General features: G+C 65.4%; 14 protein-coding genes and 1 CRISPR repeat array (1 of these 15 only partly in view). Of the genes, 4 read left to right on the top strand and 10 right to left on the bottom strand.

The window, feature by feature from the left end; genetic code table 11:
• Positions 1-1,748: direct repeats of the CRISPR family, unit length 36 nt; unit sequence GTTCCCCGGTCCGAAAGGGCCGGGCCTCATTGCAGC (it extends 1,672 nt beyond the left edge of the window).
• Between the two features lie 90 nt (positions 1,749-1,838).
• Both R2770_07105 and R2770_07100 read left to right on the top strand, forming a co-directional pair.
• On the top strand, positions 1,839-3,995 hold the full coding sequence (locus tag R2770_07105; GenBank protein MEZ5280224.1) for a malate synthase G: 2,157 nt from the start codon (positions 1,839-1,841) through the stop codon (positions 3,993-3,995).
• Between the two features lie 45 nt (positions 3,996-4,040).
• Positions 4,041-4,469: a heme-binding protein gene (locus tag R2770_07100; GenBank protein ID MEZ5280223.1), complete on the top strand. Its 429-nt coding sequence runs from the start codon at positions 4,041-4,043 to the stop codon at positions 4,467-4,469.
• A 14-nt stretch (positions 4,470-4,483) separates the two neighbouring features.
• Here R2770_07100 and R2770_07095 read toward each other — a convergent pair whose 3' ends face one another.
• The gene (locus tag R2770_07095; protein ID MEZ5280222.1) at positions 4,484-6,508 is read right to left on the bottom strand and encodes a hypothetical protein; all 2,025 of its coding nucleotides are present in this window, start codon (positions 6,506-6,508) and stop codon (positions 4,484-4,486) included.
• Between the two features lie 105 nt (positions 6,509-6,613).
• On the opposite strand from R2770_07095, the gene R2770_07090 reads away from it, so the two are divergent.
• Both R2770_07090 and R2770_07085 read left to right on the top strand, forming a co-directional pair.
• On the top strand, positions 6,614-7,330 hold the full coding sequence (locus tag R2770_07090; GenBank protein ID MEZ5280221.1) for a beta-phosphoglucomutase family hydrolase: 717 nt from the start codon (positions 6,614-6,616) through the stop codon (positions 7,328-7,330).
• Between the two features lie 11 nt (positions 7,331-7,341).
• Complete coding sequence (locus R2770_07085) at positions 7,342-9,711, top strand: glycosyl hydrolase family 65 protein (GenBank protein MEZ5280220.1); 2,370 nt, start codon at positions 7,342-7,344, stop codon at positions 9,709-9,711.
• A 5-nt stretch (positions 9,712-9,716) separates the two neighbouring features.
• Here R2770_07085 and R2770_07080 read toward each other — a convergent pair whose 3' ends face one another.
• From R2770_07080 to R2770_07040, 9 genes are all read right to left on the bottom strand, one after another.
• A complete protein-coding gene (locus R2770_07080; protein ID MEZ5280219.1) occupies positions 9,717-11,117 on the bottom strand; it encodes a bifunctional diguanylate cyclase/phosphodiesterase in 1,401 nt (466 codons plus the stop codon).
• Between the two features lie 38 nt (positions 11,118-11,155).
• Entirely contained in the window at positions 11,156-11,989 is an 834-nt protein-coding gene (locus tag R2770_07075) for a hypothetical protein (GenBank protein MEZ5280218.1), read from the bottom strand.
• Between the two features lie 125 nt (positions 11,990-12,114).
• Positions 12,115-12,330: a hypothetical protein gene (locus R2770_07070; GenBank protein ID MEZ5280217.1), complete on the bottom strand. Its 216-nt coding sequence runs from the start codon at positions 12,328-12,330 to the stop codon at positions 12,115-12,117.
• Positions 12,305-13,750 carry a 2,3-bisphosphoglycerate-independent phosphoglycerate mutase gene (gpmI, locus tag R2770_07065; GenBank protein MEZ5280216.1) on the bottom strand — a complete coding sequence of 482 codons (1,446 nt, stop codon included), beginning with the start codon at positions 13,748-13,750 and terminating at the stop codon, positions 12,305-12,307. The genes R2770_07070 and gpmI overlap by 26 nt, the downstream gene beginning before the upstream one ends.
• Positions 13,740-15,203, bottom strand: a complete 1,464-nt coding sequence (locus R2770_07060) for a ferredoxin reductase family protein (GenBank protein MEZ5280215.1) — start codon at positions 15,201-15,203, stop codon at positions 13,740-13,742. Before R2770_07060 ends, gpmI begins: the two co-directional genes overlap by 11 nt.
• A 69-nt stretch (positions 15,204-15,272) precedes the next feature.
• Positions 15,273-15,407 (bottom strand): hypothetical protein, encoded by a 135-nt coding sequence (locus tag R2770_07055; protein MEZ5280214.1) that lies wholly within the window; start codon positions 15,405-15,407, stop codon positions 15,273-15,275.
• An 81-nt stretch (positions 15,408-15,488) separates the two neighbouring features.
• Positions 15,489-16,688, bottom strand: coding sequence for an amidohydrolase family protein (locus R2770_07050; protein ID MEZ5280213.1), 1,200 nt, complete (start codon positions 16,686-16,688; stop codon positions 15,489-15,491).
• Positions 16,689-16,730: 42 nt separating this feature from the next.
• On the bottom strand, positions 16,731-18,503 hold the full coding sequence (locus R2770_07045; protein ID MEZ5280212.1) for an ABC transporter ATP-binding protein: 1,773 nt from the start codon (positions 18,501-18,503) through the stop codon (positions 16,731-16,733).
• Positions 18,500-20,254: an ABC transporter ATP-binding protein gene (locus tag R2770_07040; protein MEZ5280211.1), complete on the bottom strand. Its 1,755-nt coding sequence runs from the start codon at positions 20,252-20,254 to the stop codon at positions 18,500-18,502. The genes R2770_07045 and R2770_07040 overlap by 4 nt, the downstream gene beginning before the upstream one ends.
• Positions 20,255-20,310: the final 56 nt, after the last annotated feature.

The raw sequence follows: 20,310 nt of genomic DNA, 5'->3' as shown, positions 1-20,310 counted from the left end.
CGAGCAGATCGCAGCGATCGATGCCCGGTTCCCCGGTCCGAAAGGGCCGGGCCTCATTGCAGCGGTGTCGGGGCCGTTGCGGTGGGTGCGGTGTCGGGTGGTTCCCCGGTCCGAAAGGGCCGGGCCTCATTGCAGCGACTCGATGAGGTCCTGGGCGACAAGGTGTTCGTTGTTCCCCGGTCCGAAAGGGCCGGGCCTCATTGCAGCAACAGCACACCTCGCCCGGGGGCGGGCTGGATCGGGTCGTTCCCCGGTCCGAAAGGGCCGGGCCTCATTGCAGCGGCTTGTTGGGCTGCTAGGTGTCTGACGGTGCGGACGGGTTCCCCGGTCCGAAAGGGCCGGGCCTCATTGCAGCGACACTCCGAGCTTTCGGGCTGCTGCTTCGACCTCGTCGTTCCCCGGTCCGAAAGGGCCGGGCCTCATTGCAGCGCCACGGCGTTCAGCGGCACGTTGGGCTTGCCGTTCGGGTTCCCCGGTCCGAAAGGGCCGGGCCTCATTGCAGCGACGAAGGCACCGACCTTTGGCTCGTTGCCTGCATCGAGTTCCCCGGTCCGAAAGGGCCGGGCCTCATTGCAGCTGGCGCACCACGACCGGCCCGCACTGCGTGTTCCGCAGGTTCCCCGGTCCGAAAGGGCCGGGCCTCATTGCAGCGAGCTGGGCGGCTGTGAGTCCGGCTGCGAACTTGTCGGGTTCCCCGGTCCGAAAGGGCCGGGCCTCATTGCAGCGATTGCTTTCTCCATGAACTCGGCCACGTCGTTGGCGGTTCCCCGGTCCGAAAGGGCCGGGCCTCATTGCAGCCTCGAGCCGCTCGACCAGTTCTTTCTTGCGGCCTCGGGTTCCCCGGTCCGAAAGGGCCGGGCCTCATTGCAGCGTCAACCTCGTCAGGGATGTCCCACGACAGGGCGTACTCGTTCCCCGGTCCGAAAGGGCCGGCCTCATTGCAGCGTAATCACTGAGGATGTAGTCGAAGTCGATGTCTTCGGTTCCCCGGTCCGAAAGGGCCGGGCCTCATTGCAGCCCCTCTGCATCCGTCGCACTCACCCGCACCGGCATGGCGTTCCCCGGTCCGAAAGGGCCGGCCTCATTGCAGCGTTCAAATATCGGACATCGCAGAACACGACCCGAGGGGTTCCCCGGTCCGAAAGGGCCGGGCCTCATTGCAGCGCCTCACGCTGCGTTCCGAAGGTCCTCGACCGCTCACGACGTTCCCCGGTCCGAAAGGGCCGGGCCTCATTGCAGCGCTTCGGCCTCTTTCTTGTTGGTGCCGGTGGTCCACTCGTTCCCCGGTCCGAAAGGGCCGGGCCTCATTGCAGCAAGAAGCCTTGAATGAACCACTCACCTGACTTGTGTTCCCCGGTCCGAAAGGGCCGGGCCTCATTGCAGCGAGGGTTTCGAAGAACCGTTCGCGCCCGGCGATGATCGTTCCCCGGTCCGAAAGGGCCGGGCCTCATTGCAGCAACAACCAGACGAACCAGTCCCAGTCCGGCGGCACCTGGTTCCCCGGTCCGAAAGGGCCGGGCCTCATTGCAGCTTTGGGCCGACGACAACACCGTGACCGTGCCGGACAAGTTCCCCGGTCCGAAAGGGCCGGGCCTCATTGCAGCGTCGACCTCGTCAGGGATGTCCCACGACAGGGCGTACGTTCCCCGGTCCGAAAGGGCCGGGCCTCATTGCAGCGACATTGCGAGACCGTGCGTGGCGTTGTCCGCTGACGTTCCCCGGTCCGAAAGGGCCGGGATCCACGTTCAAGTGGATCCCGGCCCTGTCACAGTCGGTCACTCGAAACCTTGGCTGCCAGCCTGCGAGACTGGTCGTCCGAGCGTCGAGGAGATCCATTGATGACCTACGTCCAGCGCGCCTCACTGAGCGTCGACGAAGCACTAGTCGAATTTGCCGAGACCGAAGCCTTGGAGGGGACGGGCATCGATCCGGACGACTTCTGGACCGGTGTCGCTGCGATCGTGGACGAATTCGCCCCGCGCAATCGTGAGTTGCTCGAGGTCCGCAACCAGATGCAGTCGGCGATCGACGACTGGCATCGAGCCAACGGGTCGGGCCTCGACGACCCCGCTGCGTACCGAGACTTTCTGGAAGAGCTGGGCTACCTGCTGCCCGAGGGTCCCGAGTTCCAGGTCGCCACCGACAACGTCGACGCCGAGATCGCGTCGGTGGCTGGTCCGCAGCTGGTGGTTCCGGTTATGAACGCTCGCTACGCCATAAACGCGGCCAACGCCCGATGGGGTTCGTTGTACGACGCACTGTACGGAACAGATGCCATGGGCACGCCGCCCCCGCCCGGCCCCTACAGCGAGGCGAGGGGAGCCGAGGTCATCGCCTGGGCCAAGGCTCTGCTGGACGAGCTGGCGCCTCTGAACCAGATGTCTCACTCTGATGTAGAGGGTTATGCAATCGACGCAGACGGCTTGATTGCAAGCTCTGGTGGCGTCCAGAGTCGGCTGGTCGACCGGTCCCAGTTCGTCGGATACATCGGTGATCGGCACAAACCCTCGTCGGTTTTGCTGCGCAACAACGGGCTGCACATCGAGATCGTCGTCGACCCGGGCGACTCGGTTGGGTCCACCGACAGGGCCGGTGTCGCCGACGTCGTGATGGAGGCCGCGCTGACCACGATCATGGACTGCGAAGACTCGGTGGCCGCCGTCGATGCTGAGGACAAGGTGGTTACGTACCGCAACTGGATGGGCCTGGTCGATGGCTCCCTGGTCGCCGAGGTCGACAAAGCCGGCTCGAGCTTCACCCGCACGATGAACCCCGATCGGGTGTTCACCGCACCCGACGGAACAACGTTCACCCTGCCAGGGCGCTCGCTTCTGCTGGTACGCAACGTCGGCCATCTGATGACCTGCCCGGCGGTCGTCGACGCCGACGGGCACGAAGTGCCGGAAGGCATTCTCGATGCCGTGTTCACCGTTCTGGGGGCGGTGCGGGCCAGCCGAACTGATACGACCCTGCGCAACGGCGAAACCGGGTCGGTCTACATCGTGAAACCAAAGATGCACGGGCCCGCCGAAGTGTCGTTCACCAACGACCTCTTCGACCGAGTCGAGGATCTCTACGGCATCGACCGCAACACCATCAAGGTCGGGGTGATGGACGAGGAGCGCCGAACCACGGTGAACCTGGCCGAGTGCATTCGTGCCGTGAAAGACCGCATCGTGTTCATCAACACCGGGTTCCTGGACCGCACCGGAGACGAGATGCACACGTCGATGGAGGCCGGGCCGATGGTGCGCAAGGCCGACATGAAGGCCCAGCGTTGGATCCAGGCCTACGAAGAGTGGAACGTCGACGTCGGCCTCAGATGCGGGCTGGCCGGCCGGGCCCAGATCGGAAAGGGAATGTGGGCGGCGCCAGACCTGATGGCCGACATGCTCGAACAGAAGATCGGCCATCCGAGGGCCGGAGCGAACTGTGCGTGGGTTCCGTCACCGACGGCTGCGACGCTGCACGCGATCCACTATCACCGTGTCGACGTGGCCCATACCCAGGCCCAGCTCGCAGCGGCCGGGCCCCGAGCCACGCTGGATGAGATCCTGCAGATTCCGGTCGAGACCGATCCGAGGTGGAGCGACGACGAGATCCAGGCAGAGCTCGACAACAACGCCCAGGGCATCCTGGGGTATGTGGTGCGATGGGTGGATCAGGGGGTCGGCTGCTCGAAGGTGCCAGACATCCACGACGTGGGCCTGATGGAAGATCGGGCGACGTGCCGGATCTCGAGCCAGCACATGGCCAACTGGCTGCATCACGGCATCGTCGACGCTGATCGGGTCCGCCAGACCTTCGAGCGCATGGCAGTGGTGGTCGATCGCCAGAACGCTGATGACCCGGCATATGAGCCGATGGCGCCAAGCTACGACGGGCCCGCGTTTCGTGCCGCATGTGATCTGGTATTCAGCGGAACCGAACAACCATCGGGCTACACCGAGCCGATACTGCATGCCCGTCGAAGCGAACGAAAGCGACGTGGCTGAGGCCCGAAGCCAGTTCGTGGGCGCCGACTACCTAAGGTGTGGGCTATGACGCAGCTCTCGATCGAACACGCACGCACCATCATTAGCGCCGGGTTTGCCAAGGCGATGGCCGAGGGTTTCAAACCGCTGGCGATTCTGGTGCTGGACGCCGGAGGTCACCCGCTGGCCTTCGAACGTCAGGACGGGGCATCGTTCGGTCGTTTCGACGTGGCAAACGGCAAGGCCAGGGCTGCCATCGCCATGGGCGTCGGCTCGCGGACCCTCGACTCGATGGCTCGCGACAGACCACATTTCATGAGCGGCCTGGTCGGAGCCTTTGGTGGCACAGTGGTACCTGTACCCGGTGGGGTGTTGGTGACCGACCAGACGGGCGCGGTGATCGGCGCGGTGGGTGTCAGCGGCGACACCAGCGACAATGACGAGACCGCTGCTGTGGCCGGGATAGAAGGCGCCGGCCTGGTAGCCCTGGTGTGAGGTCGGCCGTCGGCTCAGGGTTGTAGACCATTCTGGTTCACCACCGTGAACGAGTCGACGACGTCGCCGTCGATGTCGACGAACTCGCCCGAGGCCAGCCTCGGGTCGCCGTCAACACCAAACTCGACGAACAGCGCCCCGAAGTTCGCGCCGTTCTTGGAAGAGGAGATCGACGCCCACTCTCCCGAGCAACCATACGGTGGCGTCTCGGGCAGGCACCGCGTTTGAGGGTTGTGGCGAGCGCCACCAAGGCCTGACACGATGACGGCGGTCGAGCCCGGAGCCAGACGGATCGACGAGGGGTCGGCCCACTCGGGGTCGACCAACTTGGCTCCGATGTTGTTGAGGGTCTTGGTGCGCGAGTAGTTGGCCGAGTTCGCGTTGACGACCAGAGCGCCTGCCTCGCGGCATGCCTCATAGGGTGCCCAACCGACCTCGCCGACCTTGCCTGCGACCTGCAGCGTGCGTTGGTTCTTGTTCCAGATGCAAAGGCGCCACATCGTCGGAGCCGCTTCGAGGGCCGAGGCTATGGCCTGGTCGTGACCGTCGCCCACGGTGCCAACGCCAGACATGACGAATCGAACGCCGCCGACGGTGCACACGCCGTCGATGCCGTAGTCGCCGGTACATACGGCGCGAGGCATGTCGGCCAGCCGCCCCTCGAAGAGCTGGCTGTAGTCGTCCCAACGAGCGGCGTCGGCGTCGCCCGGCACGGCCAAGACGGGAAAGCCCGCCCCGAGATGGGTGTCGAGCCAGGTGGTGAACAGTGTCGGGCTGCCCACGCCGTCGAACCCGCCGAGGTGAACCAGCAGGTCGGGCGAGCGGTCGGCGATGAGTGACATGACGTCGGCCGAGCCGGAACCGACTCCACTGTTGCCTACGAAAGCGACCGTGAACCCGGCGTCGGCGGGGGTCAGGTCGGCCTCGCAGGCCGTGCCGTCGCCATCGTCGTCGAGACCGGCCGGATCGCCATAGAACGGCCGATACTTGTCGAACCATCGCTGGGCAGCGGCGGTGGTCGCGAAGTCGGCGCAGTCGAAGAAATCGCCCGGATGGGGCGGCAGCGAAACGTCGATGGGGCCAAGTCCCCCTACGGTCGCCGAAGCGTCGCCGAACGCCCACGACCTGCCGTCGCCTTCGACCATCACATAACCAGAGCGGTCGTCGAGCACCGACACATTGACCACGTCTATCTGTGACTGCAGTTCTGGCTCGCTTCCCAGCAAGCCTGGTATCGAGCCGTGGAACTGGCTGGTGCCGAAACTGAAGATGCCACCGTCGCGAGCCACCATCAGGTATCCCTCGGCGTGGGGAACCAGTCCCACGATGGGCTGATCGAGCCCCGTGCCCGGGCCGAGCACGCCGGGAATGGACCCGTGAAACACAGCGTCACCGAACGCGAACATGCCACCATCGGCGGCGACCAGCCAGTACCCGCGGCCTGTGGCGGTGGGGCCGATGCCCACGATGGGTTCGGTAAGCCAGTCGGCGGCCGGGTTTCCGGGGCCGAGCAGATCGTTCACCACCGACTGGATCGAGCCATAGAACGCTGCGTCGCCGAAGGTGAAGATGCCGCCCTCTGACCCCAGCATGTAGTAGCCCTCGCCCGTAGCCGTCGTGCCGGCATCGACCACTGGCCCGGCGAGTTCGACCCCGCTCATGTCGCCCAGGTGGGCGGCTGTGCCGAACGTGACGACCCGGCCCTTCGAGGTGAAGACGCGGTACCCGTCGCCATCGGGTGTCGGCGAAAGCGACACCGCTGTCTCGTCTGGCGCCATCGGCGCCGACCCGCCAAGGTACGGGGCATCGCCAACGGGAAACACCCGACCAGCGCTGTCGAGCACCCAATATCCGTCGCCCGACGGAGTCAGCTCGACGTCGACCGCCAGCGGGACACCTGCTTGTGCCTCGGTCGTGGCCGAGGCCGATGTAGATGTGAAGATTGCCGCAACGCCGGCCAGAAGTGCTGCGACAAGGGTTGCGGCGAGCGTTCTGGTCGCCGAGCTGGGGGAGTGGTTCGCTGATCTGAAAGGGGGCATTCGTCCTGCGTTTCGGGCGCGGTCGCTGTTCGAGCGCGGCCGCCTGGGGCCAAAGTACCGAAGCGAAGGCCCGGCGCCGGGACGCCTCACTCTTACACTGGCCGGATGCCAACGGATCGAGTCCTCGACTGGACCAGCTACCGAGCCGTGCTGTTCGATCTCGACGGGGTGGTCACACCAACCGCCGAGATCCACGAACGCGCGTGGGCCGAGCTGTTCGCCGACTACGACTACAGCCAGGCCGACTACCTGGCCTACATCGACGGAAAGCCGCGCTACGACGGGGTTGCTGCCTTTCTCGATTCCAGGGGCCTGAGCCTGCCGTGGGGCGACCCATCGGACCCTCCCGGCGACAGCACCGTGTGCGCTCTGGGTAACAAGAAGAACGAGAAGTTCAACGAGATTCTCGAACGCGACCACATTGCGCCCTACCCGGGCACGATCGCTGTCGTCGAGTTGCTCGAGTCCAACGGGATAGCACAGGCGATCGTGTCGTCGTCGAAGAACGCCAGGGCGGTACTGGCCGCGGCGGGCCTCGAGGGGCGCTTCGGGGTCATCGTCGACGGTGTCACAGCAGTCGAAGAAAGCCTTGCGGGTAAGCCGGCGCCCGACATGTTCCAGCATGCGGCTCGACAGTTGGGTGTCGAGGCCGATGCCTGTGTGGTGGTCGAAGATGCCGTGGCCGGGGTCGGTGCGGGGGCCGCGGGTGGTTTCGGGTTCGTGCTAGGGGTCGACAGGGGAGGAAACGGTCAGGCCCTGGCAGACGCGGGCGCCTCGGCCGTGGTCGAGGACCTGGACGAAACCCTTCGAGCGGGAGAGTGAGATAGCGGCCGATGAGATACACCTCGCTGCCAGAGCCACTGCCCAAGCACAGGTTCCCGCCCGACCCGTGGAGGCTGGTCGAAACCGAGCCAGACGCCCACGACATCGGTGTCACCGAGACCCTGTTCGCCAACGCCAACGGCTATCTCGGAATGCGTGCAAATCCGAGCGAGGGTCGCGAGGCCCACTCGCACGGCACCTACCTGAACGGCTTCCACGAGACCTGGCCGATACAGCACGCCGAGATGGCGCATGCGTTCGCGACCACAGGCCAGACCATCGTCAACGTTCCCGACGCCAAGCTGCTGAAGCTCTACGTGGACGATGAGCCCCTGCTGCTGACCGACGCCGACCTCGACCACTACGAGCGCGCCATCGACTTTCGCTCGGGTTGGTCATATCGAGACCTCATATGGCGCACACCCGCCGGCAAGCGGATCAAGGTGCGCTCGACGCGCATGGTCAGTCTGGTGCACCGGCACATCGCCGTCTTGACCTTCGAGCTGGAAATGATCGACTCGAATGCGCCGGTTGTGGTGTCTTCGCAGCTACTCAACCGCCAGGACGGCGAGGACGAATACCACGTGCGCTCGGCTGCGCTCGGCGAAGGTGTCGACCCTCGCAAGGCGCGGCGATTCGAGCGCAGGGTCCTGGAACCGCGGCTGCGCTATGGCCGCGAGATGGGCGCGACACTGGGCTACCGGTGCGCCAACAGCGGTATGACGCTGACCTGTGCGTACGACCACGATGTCGAGACCGACTGCGAGTACACGGTCGAGACATCGGTGGACGCCGACCTGGCCAAGACCGTGTTCAGCTTCGATGCCGTCGCCGGAGCTCCGATACGCATCGTCAAGTACGTGTCGTATCACTCGTCGCGAGGTGTGCCCGTTCAAGAGCTGGCCGACCGCTGCGACCGAACGTTGGCGCGGGCTCAGCGGACCGGTCTCGAACAGTTGCGCACCGACCAACGGCAGTGGCTCGACGAGTTCTGGTCGAACGCCGACGTCGAGATTGACGGCGATACACAGATGCAGCAGGCGATCCGCTGGAACCTCTTCCAGCTGGCGCAGGCGTCGGCGTGCGCCAACGAGCACGGCATAGCGGCCAAGGCGGTGACCGCCGGCGGCTACGACGGCCACTACTTCTGGGACACCGAGGTGTACGTGGTGCCGTTCCTGGCATACACCAACCCCGAAGCCGCCCGGAAGCTGCTGAGGTTCAGATGGCGAATGCTGGACGCAGCCCGCAGGCGTGCAACCGAGCTGAGCCAGTTGGGCGCCCTGGTCCCGTGGCGAACCATCAACGGCGAGGAAGCCTCGGCGTATTACGCCGCTGGCACGGCTCAGTACCACATCAACGCGGCCGTGGTTCAAGCCCTCGAGCGCTACTTCATGGCCACCGGCGATGTCGATTTCCTGATCAACGAAGGCGCCGAGATACTGGTCGAGACGGCCAGGTTGTACGAGGATCTGGGCTTCTACGCCACCAACGGCAGGCCCCAGTTCAAGATCCATCGCGTCACCGGACCAGACGAGTACACGACGGTGGTGAACGACAACCTCTACACAAACGTGATGGCTCGCTTCAACATGCGCTTCGCCGCCAACACGGTGTCGATGATGAAGGCCGATCACCCCGAGGCGTACGAGGCGTTGTGCCGTCATACCGGCCTGGACGAGGAAGAGATCGTTCGCTGGCACATGGCTGCCGACGCCATGTACCTGCCCTACGACGAGGCGCTGGGCATCCACCCGCAAGACGACAACTTCCTGGACCTAGAGCCGTGGGACTTCGCCAACACCCCAGCTGACAAATACCCCCTGTTGCTGAACTTCCATCCACTGGTGATCTACCGCCACCAGGTGCTCAAGCAGGCCGACGTGGTGCTGGCGATGTATCTGCGCAGCGAGCATTTCAACGTCGACCAGAAGCGGCGCAACTTCGACTACTACGACCCCATCACCACCGGCGATTCGTCGCTGTCGGCGTGCATCCAGTCGGTGGTCGCAGCTCAGGTCGGCTACGAAGACCTGGCCTATGACTACTTCCAGCACGCACTGTTCCTGGACCTCGTCGACACCCAGGGCAACACGGCAGAAGGCGTGCACGTCGCCAACGCCGGCGGCGTGTGGATAGATCTGGTGCACGGATTCGCAGGTGTTGCCGACTCGGCCAAGGGGCTACGGATAGAGCCCCGCCTGCCCGCCGAGTGGCAGTCGATGAAGGTTCGGATGCAGCGGCACGGGTCGCACATCGAGGTCCACCTCACCCACAGAGGCGGCACCGTGCGAGTGCTCGACGGCGGGCCTTTGGCGCTTGACCTCGAGTCGGGACCGGCCACCGTCGGGCCCGGAGAGGAACTCGAGATCCCGGTCTGAGCGCCTCAGACGTACGACTCTGCCGTGGGGCAACCGGCCATGGCCACGATCTCGTCGGGAGGCACCGGGCGCGAGAACGCGAAGCCCTGCAACAGGGTGACCCCGGACTCGTACAGCGAATGGCGCTGAACGGCATCCTCGACACCTTCGGCTACCACCGGGGCCTGCAACGCGCTGGCGATCTGAACCACCGCTTCCATGATCGTGCAGGGTTGGGCCGGGTCACCGCCCATCTGAACCCGCATGCTGGTCAGCTGGTCGATCAGGAGGCGGTCGACCTTGATGATGTCCAGGGGCAGCCCGAGCATCTGGCCCAGGTTCGAGTACCCCGAACCGAAGTCGTCGATGGCAACTCGGCAGCCGGCTTCACGCAGTCGCCGGAGGTGGTCGAGCGGAGGACCCGACTGGCCGACCAAACCCGACTCGGTGACCTCGATGATCAGCGAACTCGGCTCGACACCCCATGCCGAGACCAGCTCGAGCACCCTGTCCGAGAAGTCGGGCTCTTCGAGCTGCACCGGCGACACGTTCACCGAAACCGTGAGGTCTGGATCCATACCGACGTCGCGCCACGACCTGACCTGGCGGCAGGCCTCTTCGATCACCCACCAGCCGATGGCCACGATGTCGCCGGTGGTTTCGGCCACGGGGATGAACCTGTCGGGCCCGACCTCGCCCAGGTCGGGGCTGTTCCACCGAAGCAAAGCCTCGTAGAACTCGACCTCGGTTGTGTCGGCCCTGACGACGGGCTGGTAGACGAGGCGGAACTCATTGGCGTGGTCGGCGTCGCGCAGTGCCCGCGACATGGCGGTGGTTTCCTCGGCTCGCCTGGCCATTGTGTCGTCGAACAATCGCCAGGTGCCACCGCCAGAGCGTTTCGCTTCGTAAAGAGCCAGGTCTGCTCGGCGCAGTAGTTCTTCGAGGGCGAGCAGCTCGGTGGAGGTGGCGAATCCGATGCTGGTACGAACGGTTTCGTGTCGGTGGGCGATGGCGATCGGCTCGGCTATTGCCGAAATCACCCGCTGCGCAAAGGCCTCCAGAGCGCCGATGTCGCAGACCTTGGGGACCACAACTGCGAACTCGTCACCGCCCAGGCGCAGTACAAACCCCGATTCACCGACAGCGGAGGCCAGGCGCCGAGCCGCGATCGTCAGGACCTTGTCACCCACCGAGTGGCCCAGTGTGTCGTTGATCTCCTTGAAGCCATCGAGGTCGATCATCGCCAGTGTGTGGGGGCATGCCTCGTGGCCTTCGGCGGCTGACTCGATCGCTACTCGCTGGGCTCGTGAGATGGCCGGCTCGAGCATCCGCCGGTTCGGCAGCCCTGTCAGGACGTCGACTCGAGCTTGGCGCCTGAGCTCGGACTTGTACCGCAGCTCCGATGTGACGTCGCGCAGGGTGACCACCCGCAGTGGCCGCGTAGGGTCTTCCAGCACCGACACCCTCAGCTGAAAGTCGGCGAGCGTGCCGTCGACCGCGTTGATAGAGAATGTCTGGTGTTGGCCGGGGTTGATGGCCTGATCGACGTGTCGCGCAAAGGCCTGGGCTTGGTCACCATCGACCAACGCGCGTACAGATCGGCGACCACGGCCTGTTCCCGGTCGCCGATGAGCTTCTTGGCTGCCGCCGACGAGTAGACGACGGATCCGTCTGCGGCAACGGCCAGGACTGCGTCGGGTGTGTTGTCCAAGAGGGCCAGTATCTGTCGCTGGTGGTCTTGTTGGGCTTCGACCATGCGGTCGCGGAACGTGGCATGCCTGCGCCCCGAAGCGAAGAGCCAGATGAGCGCCATGCAGCAGATCATCGCCGTGGCTCCGGCGACCCCGGCGATACTCATCGCGTGATCCGAGTGTTCCTGGGCCCGCCCGGATGCCGTCGCCAGCAGGTTCTGAAGCTGGCTGTGAGACTCGCTCCCCAGTTCGGTTTCGGGCAAAGCTCCAGCAACGACCTGGCGCGCGGTTGTCAGAAGCTCTTCGGCGTCGGCTCGCGCCAAGGCCTGTTCACGGCCGTCGAGCGAGTGCAGAGCGACGTCGAGTTTGGCGTCGACGGTGGCAATCTCGTTGCTCAGGTGGGCCAAGTCGTGAGGGTGGTCGTCGGCGATCGAGTCTGACGAGGTCAGATGGGTGGTCGCCAGCTGCACATCCAGCGCGGCTACCGCCACACGACGCTCCTCGGCCGACTCGCGTACCGCCAGCCACGCCGTCGTCGTCGCGGCCACGAGCGCGGCCGACAGCGCCAGGGCAGCCGGCTTTCTCGATCTCGTGCGCTCTCTCGACATCGTCGAGCGTCTCCCGATGCATCGTCCGATCACGGCGGTTGCTGTGATCGTGAGATCCAATCGGTCGATTGGTATGGGTTCTTGAAGGCAGCACCCAATTAGCTACGCGGGTTTGATGTCGGCCGTCAGCCGAAGGTCACGACGCTGGGCTCGTAGTCGTCGGGGGCCTCATAGCCCATCAGGTTCAAGACAGTCGCCGCTACGTTGGCCAGCCCGGCAGCGGGCGGTGGTGCCATGTGGTACTCGCCCTGGTATGCCCCGTCGTGGATGGCGAAGGGCACGGGGCTCAGCGTGTGGCTGGTCTTCGGAACGATCTCACCGTCGGAAGACTCGGTGTACATGATGTCGGCGTTGCCGTGGTCGGCGGTGAAAAATCATGATGCCACCGACCTCGTCGACGGCTTCGATCAACTTCTCGATGCAGTCGTCCAGCACCTGCATGGCGTCTATGGTCGCTTTGAGGTCGCCGGTGTGACCGACCATGTCGCCGTTGGGAAAGTTGATCCGCCCCATGCGGTAGCGGCCCGACCTGAGCAACTCGATGGTCGCCTCGGTGATCTCACGAGCCTTCATCGCCGGGGCCTGGTTGAACTCGATGTTGTCGGACGGGATCTCGACATAGGTCTCGAGTTGCTCGTCGAAATAGCCGCTGCGGTTGCCGTTCCAGAAGTAGGTGACGTGGCCGAACTTCTGCGTCTCGCTGACAGCGAAGCTGGCGATACCGCTGGCGCACAGGTATTCGCCGAGCGTTCGGTCGATCGACGGCGGCGCCACCAGATAGTTGGTGGGAACCAGCAGATCGCCGTCGTATTGCAGCATCCCGGCGAAGTACACGTCGGGATGATCGCCGCGATCGAAGTGTGCAAACCCCGGGTCTTCGTACGCCTGGCTGATCTCGATGGCCCGGTCGCCGCGGAAGTTGTACAAGATCACGACATCGCCGTCGTGCATGGTGCCCACCGGCTGACCCGACCCGTCGGCGATGACGAACGGGTTGAGGTATTGGTCGCCCGCGTCGGTCTCCGAGTACATGGTCTCGACTGCCTGGGAGGCGCTCTCGAACCTGCGGCCGACGCCGTGGGTGTGGCACATGTAGCCGCGTTCGACCATGCCCCAATCGGCGTTGTAGCGGTCCATGGTGATCTTCATTCGGCCGCCGCCCGACGCGATGGCCACATCGGCACCTTCGGAGGCGAGTTCGGCGATGACCTCTTCTGTCTGGGCGATGAACGGCAAGGCAGACCTTGGAGGCACGTCGCGGCCATCGAGCAGGATGTGAACCCTGATGCGGCCCACCCCCTCTGCCACCGCCCTGCGCATGAGCGCGTACAGGTGAGCATTGTTGCTGTGGACGTTGCCGTCGGAGTGAAGGCCCAGCAGGTGCAGGGTCGAACCCTTCGACCGCTCGATCGCCTGGTTCCAGACGTCGGATTCGAAGATGGCGCCCGAGCGAATCGCCTGGTTCACCAGCTTGGCGCCCTGGGCGAAGATTCGACCAGCGCCCAACGCATTGTGCCCGACCTCGCTGTTGCCCATGTCGTCGTCTGAGGGCAGACCAACCGCCGGGCCGTGCGCCAGCAAGGTGGTGTAAAGGCGGGAATCGACCATTGAGTCGATGGTGGGTGTGGCGGCCTCGGTCACAGCGTTCATCGGGCCAGGCGGGGCCATACCGACACCGTCTGCGATGACGACCAGCACCGGTCCGCTGCGGCCGGCAAAGGTGTCCAGTGGCTTCAGCTCGAGCGACGCGTCATTCGTCATGCCCTGGAGTGTACGGACGCCTCGGCGACCCGACGGCGTCAACCAACTGGGCGAACTCGCGCGACACCTCCGGGCCAACGCCCGATCTGATGTCGAAGTCTTCGGTGGCGATCGACGCTGCGCCCATGGTGTGGGCGGTCGACTCGACCGTGTCGATCAGCCCTTGCGGGCCGCAGACGGCGACGTGGGTACCTTCCAGCGACCCACCGACCATGCCGGCCAGGACCTCGGAGTCGAGCCTGCCGCGGTGGCTCGACACGAACAGCTCCAGTCGTATCAGCCCTTGGGCGGCGGCGTGCTCGAGCTGGTCGATGCCCACGGCGTCGTCGGGGTTGCGAACGCAATAGATCAGCAGGGGTCGAATGTCGCCGGGCTTCAGCGACGCGACGGCCGAAAGGAACGGCGTGATGCCGACGCCGCCGGCAACCCACACGATGCCGGCGCTGTCGTTGTCGGGCAGCGGCCTGAACCGACCGTATGGGCCCTCGACCCAAACCGTCTCGCCGACCACGTCGGTGTGCAGCAGCCGATCGCTCCAGTCGCCGAGCGCCCGGATGTGAAACACCAGCTGATCGTCGTCGGGCGACGACGCGATGCTGAACATGTGGGGCTCGGCCATGGTGCGCGCCGCGATCTTGACCGAGGCGAACTGGCCAGGCCGAAACTCGATCCGACGACCCTGGGGGGCCAACGTCAACTCGGTCGTAGAGCCGCTGACCTGCTGCGAGACGACGCGATACCGGCTGCCGCGTGCGATGCCGTCGCGCCCCACCACCCTCCAGATCCAAGCGAGGGCTCCTGCAATCATCACGACGGCGAAGTAGCGACCCCAACCAGAGCTGTTGGCATAGGGCTTCTGGGCCGTGAAGAAGTGGGCCGAGGCAAACAGGAACGGTATTCCCAACAGCTTGTGCGTTTGGCGCCACCAGCGGTACGGGATGACCCTCAGCAAGCTGATGCCGACCAGGGCGTAGAGCAGATATTGGGCCACGCTAGCCAGGTCCTCAGCCGAGTTCGCCAGAGCCTTCGATGCACCGCGAATTCCGCCTTCGATCTCGGCGTCGACCTGGGTGTGCAGGAACATCGCCACCACCGCAGCGGTACCGGCCCATCGGTGGGCCTTGTACATGCGATCGAGGCCGCCGAACAGGGGCTCCAGCAGGCGGATGCGTACCGCCAGCACGAAGCTCCAGGCCATCAACACGATCGAAACCGAACCGATGAACAACCCGAAGGCCACCGAGCTGCCGTGTTCGCCCTGCGCGCCTGAGAACGCGAACCATCCCACAAGCGTCGATGCCAGCATGGCCAACGGCCCGATCCACGACATCGAAGGTCGCAGCGATGTGAACTTCGGCAGGCGGGGCGTCCAGTCACCGACCGAACCGACCATCGCTCGGCCGAGCTTGGTCAACTGATCGCGCCAGGTCGTTGGCTTGGTTTGGGTGAGCATGATCGTCGAAGGTAGCGACCCCAACCTGAGAGGACCCTGAAGGCACACAGGCGGTGCCCAGCGCCGATGTCAGGCCTGCTGGGCGGCCGGTGTGATGCTGATCTCGACACCCTCGAACCCGGCCTTCCAGCTCAGTCGACATGTCAGGCGACCGAAGCTGTTGGCGGCTTCCAACGAGATGATCCGACCATCGATCGAAACCACGGCCGAACCGGCGATGATCGAACCACCGCCAGCCCCAACATCAGGGTGCGTACGCGGTCGCGTCTCACACCGCGGACCGTGTCAGCCCACCGGGGCCAGGGCGTTGCCCATCAGGTCGAGCATGTTCAGGCTGTAGAACTTCTCGCGGATCTCTTCCGAGCGATCGCCAAGACTCTTCTCAAACCTCTCGTAGGGACGCCGGCCGCCTTCGACGTGGGGATAGTCGGTGTTGAACATCAAGATGTCGGGGCCGATCTGATCGGTGACCCAGCCGACGTCCTCGGTGGGGTAGGGCGTCACCCGCACCTGGCGTTCCACGTACTCGGTGGGGCGAAGCGACAGCGCCTGCAGCCGATCCTCGTGGCGGTGGAAGGCCTCGAACGCCGACTCCATGTACTTGATCCACGACGGCACCCACGAGCAGCCCTGCTCTATGACGCCCCATTTGAGGTTCGGGAACCGCTCGAGCACGCCGTCGAAGATCAGGGTGGCCAGGGTGGTTTCGATCTGGTGGGGGATGGCCATGTAGTCGACCGAGCGGAAGTTCTCGTCGCCGCCGTGGAAATCGGGTGGGATGGGCAGGCCGTTGTTGAAGTAGTTGGCATCGAGCAGGTCGTCGGTGCCGCCGACGTGGAACACCACCGGTATGCCGGCTTCCTGGGCCTGCGCCCACACCCGGTCGAGTCCGCGGTGGCTGGGCGAGTGGCCTGCCGGGCAGCCGGACTGGATCAGCAGTGCGCCCGCGCCCATCTCTATGCACTCGCCCGCCATTTCTGCGGCGAGGTCGAAGTCGGCCAGAGGCACATACAACGTCGAGAGCAGGCGTCGGTCGACCCCACAGAACTCGGCCATGGCCCGGTTGTGCGCGCGGGCGCCCCCGTACGCGAGCTCGAGGTTTTCCGAGTGTTCCCAGTCTCGCAACGCCCGGTTGTGGAAGGTGTTGAACACCAGCTGCGAGCTGACACCGATCGCATCCAGCACAGCGGGCCGGTCTTCGGCGATGAAGGTGCCAGGCCCGGCGAAGTTCTTGAGGTGCATGACCTCTTCGTCGAACTTGGCTCGATACTCGTCTGACCGGTGCTTTTGAACGATCTTGTCGAACGCCGCCGCGATGTTGGCGAGCTGTTCGTCGTTGTCGCCGGTCTGGCGCAGCTCGTTGGTGTAGCCGGGCAGCTTGATGAGTTCACGGATCGACGGATCGGCGTGTTGGCGGACCCAGTCGGGGGTTTCCATGATGTGGGCGTCGGCGTCGTGAACTACGCGTCCTTCGATGTAGGCCATGGCGCCAATTGTGGCCCATGGCGCTGCCACTACACCCAATCGTCAGGTCGCCACGCCGCGGGTCCAGGCGGCGTGTAGGGCCGCATAGGCACCACCTTTGGACATGAGCTCCTGGTGCGAACCCACCTCCAGCAAGCGTCCATGATCAAGCAACACGACCAGATCTGCGCGTTCCGCGGTCGAGAGGCGGTGGGCAACCGTCACGGTGGTTCGGCCTCGCTGAATGTGTTCGAGGGCCCGGCTCATCGCCAGCTCTGTCGACGGGTCGAGCGATGAGGTGGCCTCGTCGAGGATCAACAGGCCCGGGTCGGCCAGAGCAGCGCGCACAATCGCCACCAGTTGACGCTCGCCCTCCGACAGGCCGTCACCGCCGGCGGCCACCTGGGTGTCGAGTCCTTGTGGCAGGCCGGCGATCCAGTCGCCCAACCCCAGCGTCTCGATCGCAGCTTCGGCGTCGGCTCGTGTGGCACCAGCCCGGCCTCGCAAGATGTTGTCCAGAACGGTTGTGGCGAACAAGAAGCCGTCTTGGGGAACCATTCGAACAGCCCGGCGGCGGTCTGGTCCAGACATGTTGCGCAGGTCTACGCCGCCCAGCCTGACGGCACCCTCGACGGGGTCGGCGAGGCGGCACAGCAGACGGGCCAGGGTGGTCTTTCCCGATCCGGTCGAACCGACCAGTGCTACGGCCGTTCCAGGGGCGATGGAGACAGACACTTCGGAGATGACGGTGTGTTCGTCGTAGGCGAAGGTGACTTGGTCGAGTTCGACCGAGAGGGGACCGTGAGGAACGGGCACCGGATCGGTCGGGTCGGGGAGAGCCTGGGGGCGCGAGGCCAGCTCGATTGCGCGGTTCCAGCCCGCCAAGGCCAGCGAAGTCTGGTCGATGACCTCGGTCAGTTCGGCGACCGGGGTCAAGATGATCTGGATCAAGAACAGCATGGCCACGACGGTTCCCAGCTCGGGAGCGTCGGCAACCCCGAGCCACACGACCACCAGCAGCACCGCCGACACCGCGAGTGTGCCGAACACATCGGAGATGGTGAACAGCAACGAGCTGGGCCGATTGACCCGAACCTGTGCTTCGTACGCGGCATCGATGTCGGTGTCGATACGGGCGATGGCGTCTTGTTGACGGCCAAAGGCGCGCACCACCTCGGCGCCGGAGATGACCTCGGTCGAGTCTCCGAGCAGGTCGCCGGTGCGGTCGCGGACCACCCCGTAGCCCACCTGCTGACGGCGCTGAATGGCCCTCAACAGCGGAATCATCGCAGCCATCGTGATCAGAGCCACTATCGCCAGCAGCCACGAGTAGACCAGCATCGCTATGGCAGCAGTGAGAGCGATGGTCGAAGCCACCAGCCAACTCCATGCGCCCCAGTCGAGGAACTTGGTGAGGGTCTCGAGGTCGCCCGTGGTGCGCGACACCAGGTCACCCTGGCGGGCCTGGCCGTGCTCGGCCAGCGACAGGTCCAGCGCCCGGCGCAGCACAACGGTGCGCAGGTTGGCCAGCGCACGTTCGGCGACGCGCACCATGACCAGTTCGGTGATCAGCGACATGGCCGACACCACCACCACAACGGCGGCGGTGATAGCCGCCAGGCGATACAGGGTCGAGCGATCGATCCCGTCTTCGGTCAGCAGACCCTGATCGATGATGCGCTGGAACAGGATCGGCACCGATATGCGGCCCAGGCCGAGCAGAACGCCCGCGCCGATCATCGCCCAGATGACGCGCCTGAACTCTGGTGTCATCGCCAGGCCCTGGCGAATGATGTCGAAGGCGCTGGGCCTGGTCTGTGAGGTCTCGTCGGTCATGAGATCTCCGCGGCTCGGTAGGCCTCGACCAGGCGCCGATAGGTTTCGTTGCCGAGCATTTCGGCGTGGGTGCCCGAGGCTTCGATCCTGCCGTCGACCATCAGGGCGACCCGGTCGGCGGCGGCCATCGCCGCCACACGGTGGGTGACCATGATCACCGTGGTGGGCTGCGCAGCCAACCTGGCGATGATCTGCTCTTCGAGGGCAGGGTCCACTGCCGATGTGGCATCGTCCAGCAACACCAGGCCGGGGTCGCCGGCCAAGGCCCTGGCCAGCGCCACCCGTTGGCGTTGACCGCCCGACAAGGTGACGCCCCTCTCGCCAACGACCGTGTCGTAGCCGTGCGGCAGATCGGTGGCCAGATCTTGGGCACCGGCCGCCTCGAGCGAGCGCTCGGTTTCGCTTCGGTCGCGGCCGCGCCCGAAGTCGGCGTTGTCGAGGATGGTGCCCGTCTGCAGCATCGCCTGCTGAGAAGCCAACGTCACCCTGGTGCGCAGGTCCTGGTCGTCGATCGAGTCGATGGGCACCCCACCTATCTCGACCGAGCCTGCGTGGATGTCGGTGAGTCGGGCAACGGCGGCCAGCACTGTCGACTTGCCGCCGGCGGTCGGGCCCACCAGGGCCAAGGTCTCGCCTGCGGCGACGGCCAGGTCGACGCCCCGCAGCCGCAGCCTGCCGGGTTCGCCGACCTGGACACCGCGAAACACCACCTCCAGAGGCCCTGCAGGCAGGTGCTCGTGAGCGGCAGCCGTCGACCTGACTCGCAGCGGGTCGTCGGGCTCTTCGAGTATCTGGTTGACGCGTCTGCGACCGACCACCGACACCGGAAGGTCGCTCAAGAAGAATCCGATTACTTGAAGCGGGAAGGCGAGCACGCCGAACAGAGCCACCGCCTGCACCAGCCCGCCGGCCTCTAGCTCTCCGCTGGTGACCCGCTGGCTGCCGACCAGCACGATCAACACCATCGCCATCTCGGGCACGAAGCTCAAGATGTTGGCGACGAAGGCGTGAAACGTGCGCACCTTCACCCGGGTCCTGCGGTGCTCGTCGACCAGGGCCGCGAAGCGGTCCATCTCTGCGTCTTCGCGGCCCAAGGTCTTTATCACCTGGCTGCCTGCGATTATCTCGGTGGCCGCCGCGGTCATGGCGGCGTTGGCCGCCCGTTCGGCGCCGGTGGGCTTCTCGAGAAGGGTGGCGCTTGCGATGCTGGTGCCCGCCACGATGGGCAACAGCCCGACCGTTGCAAGCAACAGGGGGAGATCCAGGAAGGCCAGGCTGACGGTGGCGAACAGCAACATGCTGACGACCCCGATGCTGAACGGCAGCGGATGAAGAACATCGGCTGCGGCATGGGCGTCGGCGTCCATCCGAGCCAAGAGGTCGCCGGGCGATTGGCTGCGAACCCGGTCCAGCGGCATCAGCACCAGCCGTCTTGCCACACCCTTCTGGAGGTCGGCGACTGAACGTGCCGCAGTCATTCCGGCGTAATAGCGCCTGACTATGACGCCGGCCGTGCGGCCGACCATAACCCCCAATATCAGGGCGATGGCGGCCCACATCTGGACCGTGCCCCCCTCGTAGAGCGGGATGAGGGCATGGTCCATGGCCCAGCCCAGAGCCGAGGCCGACAGCACCGAGCCGATGGCGTACACGACCGAGCCCACGATGGCGACGGTGAGGGGCCACGGGTGGGCGCGCGCATACCCGGCCACCAGCTTGAGACCGTTGCGTATCGGGGCGCCCTCTTCCACAGCGAAAGACGGTACGCCCTGGCGCGCCGGTGAGGCGCCGATTTAGAGAACGGTTA

The organism is Acidimicrobiales bacterium (assembly GCA_041394185.1).
In the GTDB taxonomy this organism is placed as follows: domain Bacteria; phylum Actinomycetota; class Acidimicrobiia; order Acidimicrobiales; family Poriferisodalaceae; genus JAAETH01.
Note: the sequence above shows the minus strand (reverse complement) of the source record. Positions and strands in the feature narration are given on the sequence as shown.